Genomic DNA, 13,301 nt, shown 5'->3' with positions numbered 1-13,301 from the left:
AAGCATTTTGCAGAATATTTTCCTTTGCAGGAAAACCACCTGCTACCGGCCTATCCCCGCCAAATGACGCACCAGTTGATCGACATGGAACGGCAAGTTCTCGCGTCGCACGCACACCTGTAGTTCACGCACCGCCCATCGCTCATCGAGCGGCAGCACCGCCAGCGCCATCGCCGCCTGATACTGCCGGGCGGCCACTTCAGGCAGGATGCCCAATCCGGCACCCTGCTCCACCAACTGCGCCACGGCCGAGAAACTGGTGGCCTGGGCACGCGGCCGCAGCGTCAGACCGGCCAGCGTCGCCATCTTGTCGAGAAACAGTTGCATCCCGCTGCGCTGCGGCAGGCCCACCAACGGTTCGGCCGCCACCTCGGCCAATGACACGGCCTGCCGTTCGGCCAATGGATGGTCGCGCGGAGCAATCACCACCAGGCGGTCGCGCCGGAATGGATAGGTCAGCAGCGCTTCCGGCCGGTAATCGTCGTCGATGACCCCCAGATCGGCCCGGCCTTCGGTGACGGCGCGGATCACATCGCGGCTGGCGCATTCCTCAAGCCGGACATCGACCATCGGATAGCGCGCCAGGAACTGGCCGATGGCGGGTGGCAGAAACGTGCTGTTGCCGGTGGTATTGGTATAGAGCGTCAGGGTTTCACGCTGGCTGGCGACCAGTCGGTCCATCGCGCTCTGTGCCTCATCGGCGGCGCGGCAGACGCGGCGGGCGTGGTCGAGCAGCACCAGACCCGCCTCGGTCGGACAGACGCCGCTTGGGTGCCGCTCGAACAGCGCCAGACCCAGCCTGTCCTCAAGCGCCCGCAGCCGGGCGCTGGCGGCCGACAGGGCCAGCGGCAGACTGGCCGCACCGCGCGACAAGGAACCCGCGTCAGCCACGGCAACGAACAGGCGCAGATCGGGTAAATCGAACCGAGGGGGTTTCGTCATTGGCGAAGTCCTGTGGAGAAATGGCGCATTGGACAAGGCCGAGGATAACGCAACAATGGCCCATCTTCGACCGCCACCGCACGATGCCATGGACCGCGCCAGCCAGCTTCCCTTCGCCAAACCAGAAAGCCTGCCCTGGTGGCAGGATGGCCGTATCCTCGCGGTGATCGCCGCCGCCTGTTTCTCGCTCAAAGCCATCTGGGTCAAGCTCGCCTATGCTGCCCATCCGGTGGCCCCCAGCACCTTGCTGGCGCTACGGATGGCCCTGTCGCTGCCGGCCTTTCTCTGGCTGGCCCGCCAGGCCGGGGCAGAACCGCTCAGCCGGCGCGATTGGGCCGGCCTGTTCGTGCTGGGGCTGGTGGGTTATTACCTGTCCAGCCTGTTTGACTTTATCGGCCTGCAATACATCAGCGCGGGACTGGAGCGACTGATCCTGTTCACCTATCCGGCCATCGTCTGGCTGGTCGAAGCGGCGCTGCGCCGGCAAACGGTGCCGGGGCGGGTATGGCTGCTGCAAGGCGTGATCTATCTGGGATTGCTGGCTGCGTTCTGGCACGACCTGACCCATCTGCCCAGCCATGAGGCGGTATTGATCGGCGGCGCCTGGGTATTTCTGAGCAGCCTGACCTTCTCCTGCTACTACCTCGGCACCGGCCGGCTGGTCGGCCGCATCGGTTCGACCCGCTTGGCCGGCGCATCGGGCGCCATTGCTTCGGGGCTGGCCCTGGGCCATTTCGGCCTTGCCGGTTCGATGGCCGAATTGGCCGTCCTGCCGCCGGCTGTCTGGCTCTGGTCGCTTGCGATGGCCCTGGTCTCGACCGTCTTCCCGATCTGGCTCAATGCCCGCGCCGTCGCCAAGCTGGGTGCCGGCCCCACCGCCAGCATCAGCGCACTGGGCCCGGCGCTCACCATCGTTTTCGGCGGCCTGCTGCTCGGGGAAGCCGTATCGTCGTGGCAGATGCTCGGGATGGCCCTGGTGATCGGCGGCGTATGGCAGTTGGGCAAGACCGGACGCCACTGATGGCCTGTCCGGCACACTGCCAGACCTCTCGGCGTCAGCGGGTCCGGACACCAAGCCTACCGTTTCGGCCGAGCAACCAGAGCATTTCCATTTAAGTCGGATTCACCACCAAGCCTGAGGGAGCGCTGTACGGCTGCGCTGTGAGGTCCGGACACGCTGACGCCGAATTGGCGGAAATGCCAGCGACGCCGCTTCAAACGGAAATGCGCTCCCCATAGCGTCCACCTTCACCCCACCGCAAACCAGCTCAGCAGCATAAGGATCGATGACGACTGTTTGCACAGAAGAACGCGGGGCGACTTGCCAGCTTCGGCCGGCATCACCTGACGGCGCTGGCCAGTTGGCTGCCCGCCGCAAAGCAGGAGGCATGTGGCGAAGCTTTGGGGCTGACTCAAAGGGGGTGGCGGCAAAGGCGTCGGGACCGGCGGACGCACCGGAGCTGTCAACAGCTCGGACGGTCCAGCGCGAGGCCGGCGTTATGGCATCCGCTTTCCTTCCATCATCTGCCCGTTCTGCACCAGCGTCAGCGCTACCACCCGGCCATTGGCATCGCGCCGGAATTCGAGTTTGGCCGGCACCACCCGGTAGAAAAAGCGGTCAGGCGCTTCGGCATAAACCTCGAACGTCGGCTGGCCGGTCAGGCCGACCTTGACCCGACCCTTATCGGCGCTGACGGTGGCAATCACCGTGGGCGACAGCTGATAGCGGCCGACGTAGCTGCCGGCCTGGGAGACGGCAATATCGGTCAGCCGGCCCTCGCCGACGCGGCGCGCCGCCGTGTCGCGGCCGCCCTGGGTCAGCATCAGACCGTCGATCCGGTCATCGGCGCCGCGCCGGAACACGATCTGCACATCGGCCGTATCGGCGCGCAGCCGATCGGGGGCGATCTCGAACAGCTCGAATCCAGGCTGGCCGGTGGCCTGGGCAAACAGACGACCGTTGCCGCCTGAAACGGTCAACATCAGGCCCGGACTGATCATGTATTCCCCGACATATTGCTGGAGCTTGGCCTGGGGAATCGGCTCATCGGGGCGCGGCTCGCGCATCGGCACGGTCGGGTCGAGCAGATGTCGGCCCACATCGGCGATATCGCTGTCGGCATTGGCCACCACCGCCACGGCCCGCCGCGCCCCGGGTGCAAAGGCCACATAGGCATTGAAGCCGCCGGTCTGGCCGTTATGCCACCACACCGTCCCGGCCTTGGCGCTCTCGGCCCGATGCCAACCATAGGCCAGCCGAGCGCTGACCCCGGCCCACAATTCGCTATGGCTGCGCCGCAATGCCTTGAGTAGTGGCGTGCTCGGCTCACCGCGTTCGGCCTCGAGCTGGGCCGCCATAAAGCGGCCAAGGTCGGCGAGCGAACTCTTGATGCCACCGGCACCGGCGAGGGCCGGGTCCATGCGCCAGCGCGTGCCCTGGCTGCTGCGGTAATCGTGGCCACTCAGATAATCGGCCGCCCGCTGCGACGGCACCTCGACAAAGGTCGAGCCCAGGCCAAGCGGCGTGGCCAGTCGGCTCTGCAACAGCGTCGGGAAACTCTGCCCCGCCCGCCGGGCGAGCAGATCACCCAGCAACATATAACCGAGGTTGGAATACTCATAGCGCGCCCCAGGCACGGCAAGCGGCTGGGTGTCGGCCAAGCCGGCGTAGAGCCGGGTCGCCGAGAAATCGGCATAGGGGTCGCGTGGATTGGTGATGGTCAGATTGCCGGGCAGACGCGGCAAGCCCGCCGTATGGGTCAGCAACTGGCGCAAGGTCACGCCGCCCCATGACCCGAGCGCCGTACCGGGCGGCACGCGCGCCGCCAGCTTGTCGTCGATCAGCAGTTCACCGCGCTCGATCGCCAGCGCCAGCAGCGCCCCGGTGTAGACCTTGGATACCGAGCCGATCTCGAACAGCGAACGGTCAATATCTGCCCGGCTGCCTTCGGGGCAGACCATGCCATAGCGGCTTACCTGATTTTCCACCACCACGGCCCCGAGGCAGAAAGGCTGTTCCTCTGCCCGCAGCCGGCTTTCCAACAGCACTTGCAGCGCTGGATCGAACTCGGCAGCGACAGCGCCTAGGCCCAACGTCGCGAGTGCGACGGACACAATTGTTTGCTTCATGTCATCCACCTCCTCGATTGACAACGGCTATCAGAAACCGTCGGAAATGTAGCGCCGTTTACCACAGACCACACGGTGCAGCGCAGCAGCGAGCGCGGCAACCCGCTACAATTCGGCCCGTCTGCGGCCACCTGCGCCGCACCGCCGAGAATCCTGCGTGACGCCCGATCAATATTGCGAAGACAAGGCCGCCAAAAGCGGCTCCAGTTTCTACTACAGCTTCCGCTTCCTGCCTTTGGAAGTCCGGCGCGGCATTACCGCGCTCTATGCCTTCTGCCGCGAAGTGGACGACGTGGTGGACGAAACCGAGGACGAGAACGTCGCCCGTACCACCCTCAACTGGTGGCGCAGCGAAATCGACAATCTCTACGCCGGTACGCCCCAACATCCGGTCACCCGCGCCCTGCTGCCCCATGTCAAGCGGCTCGACCTGCAACGCGAGCTGTTCAACGAAGTGATCGACGGCATGGAGATGGACCTGGTCCATGCCCGCTACAACTCGTTCAAGGATCTCCAGCTCTATTGCTATCGCGTGGCCTCAGTGGTGGGTCAGTTGTCGGCCCAGATCTTCGGCTATTCCGACCGCAGTACCATCAAGTACGCCCATGATCTGGGGCTGGCTTTCCAGCTCACCAATATCATCCGCGACGTGGGCGAAGATGCCCGCCGTGGCCGCATCTATCTGCCGGTGGAAGAGTTGCAGCGCTTCGAGGTGCCAGCAAGCGACATACTCCATTATCGCGAAACCGATAATTTCCGCCGGCTGATGGAGTTCCAGATCGAACGGGCCGAGCGCTACTATGAGCAGGCGCTGGCGCAACTGCCGCCGGCCGATCGCAAACCGCAGCGCGCGGGACTGGTGATGGCGGCGATCTATCGCGCCACGCTCGAGGAAATCAAGCGCGACGGGCCGCAGAAGGTACTGAACCAGCGGCTCAGCCTGACGCCGATCCGCAAGCTATGGCTGGCCTGGAAGACCTGGTGGTTCGCCTGAACGATGACGGGAGGGGCCGATGACCGACAAGCTGCCGTTCTCGCCCTGGTTGCTGGTGGCTGCGGTGGCGGTCATCGTCGCCATCCTGGTGACTGCCTGGTTCGAAATGCGCCGCGCCGATCTGATCGCCGTGCGGCGGCGCAAGATTCGCGAAGCGCTGGCGAGCTTTCGCATCGCCCGCCGCTATCCGTCCGATGGCGGTCAGGAACTGTTCCTCTATGCCCACGACAACAGCGTGCGGCTGCTCGAACTCGATAACCAGATCATCAAATACGGCCACGGCTCGGCGCAGTGGCTGTATTTCATGCCCGAACGAAAGCTGTTTTTCATTCTGGAACTGGTAGCCATCGAACCTGAGCGCAATCTGCACTTTATCGAGACCATCCATCCGATCAAACCCGACCGTGCCCGCCAGGTGTTGGCGCGCTATCCGGAAACCTACCGACAGATTTTCGGTGAGGATATTTGAATGAAGCAGGTAGCGATTGTCGGCGGCGGTTACGCCGGCATGGCGGCCGCCGTGGCGGCCAGCGCGCGCGGGGCGCAGGTGACGGTGCTCGAAGCCGGACCGGTGCTGGGCGGACGCGCACGCCGGGTCGAACTCGATGGTCTGGCGCTCGACAATGGCCAGCATCTGGTGGTGGGCGCCTACCGCGAGCTGCTGCGGCTGATGGCCGAAGTCGGCGTGGCGGAACGGACGGCCTTTGTGCGCCAGCCGCTCGACCTCGATCTGCCCGGCCATTTCCGTCTCGCTTGTCCGCGGCTCCCCGCTCCCTGGCATGCGCTGGTCGGACTGCTGGGCGCCCGTGGCCTCGACGCCGGGGCACGCTGGGCCGCGATTCGCACCATGACGCTGGCCCGGCTCGCCGGCCATCGGCTGCGGCGCGATACCACGGTGGCCGATTGGCTCGCCAGCCAGCGTCAACCCGAAATCCTGGTGCGCTGCCTGTGGGAGCCGCTCACCCTGGCCGCCCTCAACACCCCGATCGCCACCGCGTCGGCCCAGGTGCTGCTCAATGTGCTGCGCGACAGTCTGGCCGGCCGGCGCGCCGACAGCGATTTCCTGCTGCCTCGCATCGACCTGTCCACCGCCTTCCCCGAAGCCGCCGCTCGCCATATCGCGCAACGCGGCGGTCGTGTCCTGACCGGCGCTCTAGTGCGACGGATCAGTCAGCAGCCACACGGCTGGCAGGTCGATCGCCTGCCGGAGCAGACCTTCGACGCCCTGATCGTCGCCCTGCCCCCTCACCGACTCTCGATGCTGGCCGACAGCCATCCGGCGCTCGCCACCGCCGCCGCCTCGCTGGCTGACTGGGAATACCAGCCGATCTATACGGTTTATCTGCGCTATCCGCCCACTACCCGACTCGCCAAGCCGATGCTGGGTCTGGTCGGCGGCATCGCCCAGTGGGCATTCGATCGCGGCGCCACCCATGGTCAGCATGGCCTGATCGCGGTGGTGGTCAGCGCCGAAGGTCCGCATCAAACGCTCGATCAGACCGCACTCGCCCAGGCCGTGGCCGAGGAACTGACCCGCACGCTGGCGCTGCCCGCGCCGCTGGCAAGCCGGGTCATCGCCGAAAAGCGCGCCACCTTCGCCTGCACGCCCGATCTGCGCCGTCCCGCCAACCGCACCGACGCCCCCGGCCTCCTGCTTGCGGGCGACTACACGGCTGGTGACTATCCCGCCACGCTCGAAGGTGCAGTCAGAAGCGGTGTGCAGGCTGCGGCGCTGCTTTGATCGGCCGTGGACACCTTACGTCCAGCGATGCCACCGACCTCTGCGACCTGGCACATTGCCGGCCTATCCGGCGTCAGGGTGGCCGGACCTCAAAGCGCAGGCGTACCGCGCTTCATCAGTAGCCACTGGACCGGACAGAAAGATCAGGCACACCACAAGGTTTGTGGGACGGACGCTGCGAGGTAGGGTCTGCGTGAGCAGTGGATCGGAAGATATTTATTTTTCTTTGAATACGTTAATAAGTCTTGCAGACAATTTTCCTGTTTTTTTCCAGGTCCTACGCTCCCACTCCCACAGGCCAAGACAGCGGCTGCAACACCGCAGCGAGGCTCTGATCATGATTGGCGACCAGGGCAAGCCGGTCTTCGGGCAGGGCAGCCAGATCGGCCTTGAGTTGGCGGACCGACGCCGCATCGAGGCCGTCGCTGGGTTCATCGAGCAGCAGCACCAGCGGGTCGCCGATCCAGGCCGCGACCAGAAAGCACTTACGGCCGGTCCCGAACGACAGCTTGTCGAGCGGCCGGTCGATGAAATCCGCCAGACCATAACGCAGCGCATGGGCCACGGCCGCTTGCGCATCGCCGCCGCGCAACTCGGCCACCATGCGCCACAGCTCGCACGGCGTCATGCCGGGATAGGCCCGGGCCTGATCGGGTAGATAGCCGATTCGCCGTTTTGCCGCTTCGGGATCGCTGGACAGATTCACCCCGGCAAGCTCGATCTGCCCGGCATCGGGCTCGAGCACCCCGGCCAAGAGCTTGAGCAGCGTCGATTTGCCGCTGCCGTTGGCACCGGTCAGATTCCAGCGGCCGGCGGGAAGGTCGAAGTTGATGCCGTCGAGCACGGCACGGCCCTGGTAGTGGAAAGTCAGATTCCTGCACTGCAACATGGATTCACCTCGCAAACGTCGCGGCCATGGCCCAGCCACCGAGGCTGCCCCAGTAATTCAGGGGCGCCGCGCAGTACTTCGAGCAGAAACAGGGAAAGCGCAAGCAGGGCATGTCCCTGACTGACCAGCGCTTGGCGGCAGGCCAGCCGGAAGCCCCGGCGACGCCAGGCGAGGGAAAGGGAGGCACCCCGAGAAATAGCTTTTAAAATCATTCAGATAGGATGTTTTCAATTGCCCGGAAGGCGATCCCGCTATATTCTGGCGTTTTACCCAGTTATCTCATCGCTCAACGAAATGTCGATCGTTATCAAGACCGCAGAGGATATCGAGAAAATGCGCATCGCCGGCCGCCTGGCCAGCGAGGTGCTTGACTATATCACCCCCTACGTCAAGCCCGGCGTCACCACCGACGAACTCAACCGGCTGTGCCACGACTATATGGTCAATGTCCAAGGCACGATCCCGGCCCCCCTCAATTACTGCCCGCCTGGCTACATCCCGTTTCCGAAGTCGATCTGCACCTCGGTCAATCAGGTGATCTGCCACGGCATCCCCAACGACAAACCGCTGAAAAAAGGTGATGTGGTCAATCTCGACATCACCGTGATCAAGGATGGCTACCACGGCGACACCAGCCGGATGTTTGCCGTGGGCGAAGTCGCCCCGCACGCCCGCCGCCTGAGCCAGATCACCTATGAATGCATGTGGCTCGGCATCGATCTGGTCCGTCCGGGCACCCGGCTTGGCGATATCGGCGCCGCCATCCAGCGCCACGCCGAAAACGCCGGCTACTCGGTAGTGCGCGAATTCTGCGGCCATGGCATCGGCAAGCGCTTTCATGAAGAGCCGCAGGTGGTCCACTACGGCACCCCCGGCACCGGCGTCGAACTGCGCCCGGGCATGATCTTCACCATCGAGCCGATGATCAACGCTGGCAAGCGCCATATCCACACCATGCCCGACGGCTGGACCGTCGTGACCAAGGACCGCTCGCTGTCGGCACAGTGGGAGCATACGGTGCTGGTCACGGAGACCGGTTACGAAGTCCTGACCGTCTCGGCCGGCAGCCCGGCCCGCCCTGATCTGCCAGTCGCTCACGCTTAAGGACGCACGAGGCGGCACCATCGTGTCGATGGTGCCGTATCGAGCAGACATGCTGACCAGTCGTATTTTTATTAGAATTTCTTTAATATCGCGTTAGGTCTTGCAAGACTTTTGCAGATTATTTTCCTGGTAAGTCCTTTCCGCGCCGTCTCCGGGAATTCCGCCCTATGTTGACCCATCTCGACCTCGACAACGCCCTGATCGCCGCCGAACTGCTGACCCTGCAACGCCAGGCGTATCGTCAGGAAGCCGAGCTGATCGGCTATCACGATCTGCCGCCGCTGCACGAATCGCTGCCCGAACTGATGGACTGCGGCGAAACCGTGCTGGGCTGGAAAGCCGAGGGCGAGCTGCTGGGGGTATTGGGCTACAGCGTCGATAGCGAAGGCGTGCTGATCTGCCGGCTCGCGGTGGCACCCCAGGCCCAGCGCCAGGGCATCGCCCGTCGGCTGCTCGATGCGGTGATCGCCGCCGCCGGCCAGCAGCCGATCCGGGTTGCCACGGCAGCGGCCAATCTGCCGGCGATCTACCTCTACTGCCACCACGGCTTCGAACCCGACCGCGAGTGGCAGACCCCCGACGGCCTGGCCCTGGTCGGCCTGGTGCGAATGCCGGCCTAGTTGCCGTCCCAGAACGCGCAGCGACCAACCCGGCTGCAACAGGGCAATGCACAGTCACCCAGCGATTCGAACGCGCAATCTTCCGCCTCGGCCCGGACTTCCTCGCGCTGCTGCCGCTTTCGACGCTGTTCCGCGTCTTCGTGCTCGTTGGGCGGCAAGGCCGCCAGCGCCGGCCTTGGACGCTGCAAGGCCATGCCGGCCGCACCGCACTCGGCAAACCGACGCTTGACCAGATGCCAGCCACGCCATAGACCATGCTCGACCAGGATGTCGCGCACCACATGCGAACAGCTATGCCCACCATGGTAAGCGGCATGGGCGCAGCGATAGCCCTTGTAAGGGGAAATCCAGCGCTGATAGAAACCGATCGAGCTACGCCAGAACCAAGCAGCCATCGACTTTCTCCTGTTACACCAGCCTGATAACCATTCACCTTCAATATGGCGTCCAACCCAGCCTATCTCTCGGACAATTCAGGCGATGGGCGAGCTGCTAACCTTTTGTCCATTTCAAGCTGCGGTGTGGATGGACACACGGTAGATGCACTGCCACCTGGCTGTTGGCACGACGGGTGGCTTTTGTTTCTTGGACGCCACTGCTAAAGAGAACATTGCCTAGATACATGGCAGATCGCAGTCACAGCCAGGGCCACCATCACAGAAACGGCTGCCGCCACGGCAGCAATTGAATGTCTCGCAGGCATTGTCCGGTAGGCAGCCCAGGTCGCAGCAGGCGGACGAGCCCTCGCTGCCGCCAGCGTCGCGCCGCCTGGATTGCTTCGATTGCGGGCCTTGGCCCTGCTGCGCTGCCATCGCCAAGCGCCGCTGCTTCAGCGCCTCATAGGCCGAGCGACAGTCGGCAAAACGCTGCCGCACCTGCGGCCAGCCGCGTATCAGCCCCTGATCGACCAGAATGTCGCGGATCACATGTGAGCAGCTATGCCCGCCATGGTAGGTGGCATGGGCGCAGCGATAGCCTTTGTAGGGCGAAATCCAGCGCTGATAAAAACCGATCGACGTGCGCCAGAACCAGGCACTCATAAACCTTCTCCTGCCGAAAACCGGGTGGCGAACCATAAACAGCCCGGCTGTTGCCATACCACCTCAAAACCAAGTCGCCGATAGAAACCGACCGCCCGCCCATTGGCCGGATCGACGCCCCAATGCACCCCAGCAGCTCCTTGCCGGGCCAGGGTTTCCAGCAACGCTTCCAACAAGCGCCGACCCTGACCGCAGCCCTGGGCGCGCGGCAACAGATCGAGGTGGAGATGGGCCGGAAACGGCAGCAAGGCCGGCAGCCACTGTGGTGGCTGATGAAGCCGATGGATCAGTTGACCATCGGCATCGGCGCTCGCCTCACTGAGCGGATAACGCTGACGCAAGGGCGGCAGCCATTGCTGTTCGAGCCGAGCATGGAAAGCGGCCGAATCGGCACAGCCCAGCGCATAGCCGCAGACGCCCGCTTCATCCTCCAATACCAGACAGCTTTCGGGCGCCAGCACCAGGTAGGGCGCGGCATACAGATGGCCGGGCAGTTCGGGGTCGCGGTAGTGGCCGCTGCCATCATGACCGGCCAGCGCCGTCGCCAGACAGATCTGGTAGAGCGCCGGCAGATCGGCGGCAGTGGCAGCACGTAATGCAAAGCGCGTGGCGGCGCGCTTGAACGGCTTTTGCGGGCCGACCATACTGGGCTGAGCCAATCGTTCGGGTGTAGTCATTCTCTCCATGCCTTCGCTTCTCGCCCGGCTCGCGCCGAAGTCGGTGCGTGCCAAGATCCTATTGATGTTTATGGCGATCAATCTGGTTGCGACGAGCGCCTATACGGGCTACCTGTATGCCCTGAAAGCGGGAGCGATCACCGCCGAGATCGACGCCCGTCTCAAATCAGCCGCCCACGCCGCGCCCCGGATGATCGGCGCCGACTACCTCGAACGCGCCCGGGGCCCGCAGTCGGTCACGGAAGCCGACTATCTGCCGCTGGTACGGATGCTATACGACTACTGCCAGACCATCGGCCTGCGCTATCTCTATGTATTCACCGAACAGAAAGGCCGGGTGATCTATGTGATGGATTCGGCCTCGGACCAAGAAATACGCGCTGGCAACTACGGGCACTATTGGGGTTTGTACGACGATCCCACGCCTTATCTGTGGGAAACCTTCCGCAGCCGCCGACCGCACTACGCCGAATACCGTGACCGCTATGGCCATTTCCGCTCGATCTTCCTGCCGCTGATCCGCCGTGACGGCTCGGTGCTGGTGATCGGCGCCGATATCGATATCCAGTACGTCGAATCCGAACTCAACAGCGCCTTGCGCCAGTCGCTGGCCATCGGCGCCCTTATCTTCCTGCTGGGCGCCCTGCTCTCCCTGTGGCTGGCCCGGCTGATCGCCCGGCCGCTGCTGGTGCTGACCGAGGCCGCCCATCGGATTGCCCAGGGCGACTATGCCACCTTGATCGAGCCCAGCCATCACGACGAATTGGGCACGCTGGCACAGGCCTTCTCCCGCATGAGCCAGGCCATCGCCAGCCGCGAAAAACAGATCGCCAGCCTGGCCTTCGACGATCAATTGACCGGCCTGCCCAACCGGTTGCGGCTCAATCAGAGCCTTAGCCAGGAAATCGGCCACGCCGAGCCGTTTGCAGTGGTGATGATCGATATCGATCGCTTCAAGTACATCAATGATTATCTGGGCTATGGCGCGGGCGACAGCGCACTCAAGAGCATCGCGGCACGGCTGCGCGAGGTGCTGCGGCCGGGCGACCATCTGGCGCGGCTGTCGGGCGATGAATTCGTGCTGGTGCTGCGCGGTGTCGGGCCCGATACGCTTGAGCGCGTCGTCAGCCGCTTTCATCGGGTGCTGGAGAATCCGCTTGCCATCGCCGGCCAGACCGTCGATGTGGCAGGCAGCACCGGCGTTGCGCTCTATCCCCAGCATGGCAACGCGGCCAATACCCTGCTCCATCACGCCGAAACCGCCATGTATATCGCCAAGCGTACCCATTTGCCGTTTGTGGTCTACGACCCGCAGCAGGAGGAAAACCGCAAGAGCGTGCTATCGCTGCTGGGTGAATTGAAGACGGCGGTCGATCACGACCAGTTGGCGGTCTTCCTGCAACCCAAGGTGTCGCTGCGAGCTGGCCATGTTGTCGGGGCCGAGGCACTGGTGCGCTGGTGCCATCCCGAACGCGGCTGGATTCCACCGGGGCAGTTCATCCCGTTTGCCGAGCAAAGCGGCCGGATCCGCGGCCTGACGCTGTGGATGCTGCGGCGCTGCCTCGAACTGCACGCCCAGTGGCTGGCACGCGGCCGCGAGATCGGCATTGCGGTCAATGTCTCGATCAACGATTTGGAAGACCCGCAGTTCGTCGGCCAGGTCGAGTCGCTGCTCGCCCGTCATGGCCAGCCGCATGGCATGACGCTCGAGCTGACCGAATCGGGCGTGATGTCGGCCCCAAGCAGCGTATTGCCGGCACTGGAGCGACTGCGCCAGTTGGGTTTCCGGCTGTCCATCGACGATTTCGGCACCGGTTATTCCTCGCTGGCTTATCTGTCCAAGCTCCCGGTGGACGAACTCAAGATCGACCGCAGCTTTATCAATGAACTCGAACAGGCCCATGGCGAAGGCATCGTGGGCGCAGTAGTCGAGCTGGGTCATGTGCTGCGGCTCGCCGTGGTGGCCGAAGGCGTGGAGACCGAAGCCGCCTGGCACTATCTGCGCCGGCTTGATTGCGATCTGGTGCAGGGTTTTCTGGTGGCGAAGCCCATGCCTATCGAGGAATTCGAGACATGGCTTGAACAGGGCTGGTCGATCCCCGTGGCTGACAGCATCGACGGTTGACGGCCAATCCGACGCCGCAAAAAAGATCAGGCCGGTGCGG

Annotated in this window: 13 protein-coding genes; 7 read left to right on the top strand and 6 right to left on the bottom strand. The window is 64.1% G+C overall.

The window, feature by feature from the left end; genetic code table 11:
* Positions 1–42: 42 nt before the first annotated feature.
* On the bottom strand, positions 43–942 hold the full coding sequence (locus ACFOW7_RS20060) for a LysR family transcriptional regulator (RefSeq protein WP_378167800.1): 900 nt from the start codon (positions 940–942) through the stop codon (positions 43–45).
* Between the two features lie 55 nt (positions 943–997).
* Here ACFOW7_RS20060 and ACFOW7_RS20055 point away from each other — a divergent pair, with 55 nt between their 5' ends.
* Positions 998–1,963, top strand: coding sequence for a DMT family transporter (locus ACFOW7_RS20055; protein WP_378167798.1), 966 nt, complete (start codon positions 998–1,000; stop codon positions 1,961–1,963).
* A gap of 476 nt (positions 1,964–2,439) precedes the next feature.
* On the opposite strand, the gene ACFOW7_RS20050 is transcribed toward ACFOW7_RS20055, so the two are convergent.
* The gene (locus ACFOW7_RS20050; RefSeq protein WP_378167796.1) at positions 2,440–4,071 is read right to left on the bottom strand and encodes a serine hydrolase; all 1,632 of its coding nucleotides are present in this window, start codon (positions 4,069–4,071) and stop codon (positions 2,440–2,442) included.
* Positions 4,072–4,228: 157 nt separating this feature from the next.
* Here ACFOW7_RS20050 and hpnD point away from each other — a divergent pair, with 157 nt between their 5' ends.
* The 3 genes from hpnD to hpnE are packed head-to-tail and all read left to right on the top strand — an operon-like array spanning position 4,229 to position 6,806.
* Positions 4,229–5,065: a presqualene diphosphate synthase HpnD gene (gene hpnD / locus ACFOW7_RS20045; protein WP_378167793.1), complete on the top strand. Its 837-nt coding sequence runs from the start codon at positions 4,229–4,231 to the stop codon at positions 5,063–5,065.
* A gap of 19 nt (positions 5,066–5,084) precedes the next feature.
* Positions 5,085–5,534: a hypothetical protein gene (locus tag ACFOW7_RS20040; protein ID WP_378167790.1), complete on the top strand. Its 450-nt coding sequence runs from the start codon at positions 5,085–5,087 to the stop codon at positions 5,532–5,534.
* Complete coding sequence (gene hpnE, locus ACFOW7_RS20035) at positions 5,535–6,806, top strand: hydroxysqualene dehydroxylase HpnE (protein WP_378167788.1); 1,272 nt, start codon at positions 5,535–5,537, stop codon at positions 6,804–6,806.
* A gap of 277 nt (positions 6,807–7,083) precedes the next feature.
* Here hpnE and ACFOW7_RS20030 read toward each other — a convergent pair whose 3' ends face one another.
* The gene (locus ACFOW7_RS20030; protein WP_378167786.1) at positions 7,084–7,695 is read right to left on the bottom strand and encodes an ATP-binding cassette domain-containing protein; all 612 of its coding nucleotides are present in this window, start codon (positions 7,693–7,695) and stop codon (positions 7,084–7,086) included.
* Positions 7,696–7,989: 294 nt separating this feature from the next.
* Here ACFOW7_RS20030 and map point away from each other — a divergent pair, with 294 nt between their 5' ends.
* Positions 7,990–8,799, top strand: coding sequence for a type I methionyl aminopeptidase (map, locus tag ACFOW7_RS20025; RefSeq protein WP_378167784.1), 810 nt, complete (start codon positions 7,990–7,992; stop codon positions 8,797–8,799).
* Positions 8,800–8,966: 167 nt separating this feature from the next.
* Complete coding sequence (locus ACFOW7_RS20020) at positions 8,967–9,419, top strand: GNAT family N-acetyltransferase (RefSeq protein ID WP_378167782.1); 453 nt, start codon at positions 8,967–8,969, stop codon at positions 9,417–9,419.
* Here the strand turns inward: ACFOW7_RS20020 and yidD (ACFOW7_RS20015) are convergent.
* The 3 genes from yidD (ACFOW7_RS20015) to ACFOW7_RS20005 all read right to left on the bottom strand — a co-directional run bounded on the left by yidD (ACFOW7_RS20015) (position 9,416) and on the right by ACFOW7_RS20005 (position 11,136).
* Positions 9,416–9,814: a membrane protein insertion efficiency factor YidD gene (yidD, locus tag ACFOW7_RS20015; RefSeq protein WP_378167780.1), complete on the bottom strand. Its 399-nt coding sequence runs from the start codon at positions 9,812–9,814 to the stop codon at positions 9,416–9,418. The two genes, ACFOW7_RS20020 and yidD (ACFOW7_RS20015), sit on opposite strands and share 4 nt — an antisense overlap.
* 219 nt (positions 9,815–10,033) lie before the next feature.
* On the bottom strand, positions 10,034–10,459 hold the full coding sequence (gene yidD, locus ACFOW7_RS20010; RefSeq protein ID WP_378167778.1) for a membrane protein insertion efficiency factor YidD: 426 nt from the start codon (positions 10,457–10,459) through the stop codon (positions 10,034–10,036).
* Positions 10,456–11,136, bottom strand: coding sequence for a GNAT family N-acetyltransferase (locus ACFOW7_RS20005; RefSeq protein WP_378167776.1), 681 nt, complete (start codon positions 11,134–11,136; stop codon positions 10,456–10,458). Before ACFOW7_RS20005 ends, yidD (ACFOW7_RS20010) begins: the two co-directional genes overlap by 4 nt.
* Before the next feature lie 7 nt (positions 11,137–11,143).
* On the opposite strand from ACFOW7_RS20005, the gene ACFOW7_RS20000 reads away from it, so the two are divergent.
* The gene (locus ACFOW7_RS20000) at positions 11,144–13,261 is read left to right on the top strand and encodes a putative bifunctional diguanylate cyclase/phosphodiesterase (protein WP_378167773.1); all 2,118 of its coding nucleotides are present in this window, start codon (positions 11,144–11,146) and stop codon (positions 13,259–13,261) included.
* Positions 13,262–13,301: the final 40 nt, after the last annotated feature.

The sequence above is a fragment of the Chitinimonas lacunae genome (assembly GCF_042650885.1).
In the GTDB taxonomy this organism is placed as follows: Bacteria; Pseudomonadota; Gammaproteobacteria; order Burkholderiales; family Chitinimonadaceae; genus Chitinimonas_A; species Chitinimonas_A lacunae.
This window is presented reverse-complemented; position numbering and strand designations above follow the sequence as displayed.

Bases quoted from the DNA above. Each gene is read 5' to 3' on its own strand.
- ACFOW7_RS20060 (WP_378167800.1), bottom strand. From the start codon at position 942: ATGACGAAACCCCCTCGGTTCGATTTACCCGATCTGCGCCTGTTCGTT.
- hpnE (WP_378167788.1), top strand. From the start codon at position 5,535: ATGAAGCAGGTAGCGATTGTCGGCGGCGGTTACGCCGGCATGGCGGCC.
- yidD (WP_378167778.1), bottom strand. From the start codon at position 10,459: ATGAGTGCCTGGTTCTGGCGCACGTCGATCGGTTTTTATCAGCGCTGG.
- ACFOW7_RS20005 (WP_378167776.1), bottom strand. From the start codon at position 11,136: ATGACTACACCCGAACGATTGGCTCAGCCCAGTATGGTCGGCCCGCAA.
- ACFOW7_RS20020 (WP_378167782.1), top strand. From the start codon at position 8,967: ATGTTGACCCATCTCGACCTCGACAACGCCCTGATCGCCGCCGAACTG.
- yidD (WP_378167780.1), bottom strand. From the start codon at position 9,814: ATGGCTGCTTGGTTCTGGCGTAGCTCGATCGGTTTCTATCAGCGCTGG.
- ACFOW7_RS20050 (WP_378167796.1), bottom strand. From the start codon at position 4,071: ATGAAGCAAACAATTGTGTCCGTCGCACTCGCGACGTTGGGCCTAGGC.
- ACFOW7_RS20030 (WP_378167786.1), bottom strand. From the start codon at position 7,695: ATGTTGCAGTGCAGGAATCTGACTTTCCACTACCAGGGCCGTGCCGTG.
- ACFOW7_RS20000 (WP_378167773.1), top strand. From the start codon at position 11,144: ATGCCTTCGCTTCTCGCCCGGCTCGCGCCGAAGTCGGTGCGTGCCAAG.
- ACFOW7_RS20040 (WP_378167790.1), top strand. From the start codon at position 5,085: ATGACCGACAAGCTGCCGTTCTCGCCCTGGTTGCTGGTGGCTGCGGTG.
- ACFOW7_RS20055 (WP_378167798.1), top strand. From the start codon at position 998: ATGGCCCATCTTCGACCGCCACCGCACGATGCCATGGACCGCGCCAGC.
- map (WP_378167784.1), top strand. From the start codon at position 7,990: ATGTCGATCGTTATCAAGACCGCAGAGGATATCGAGAAAATGCGCATC.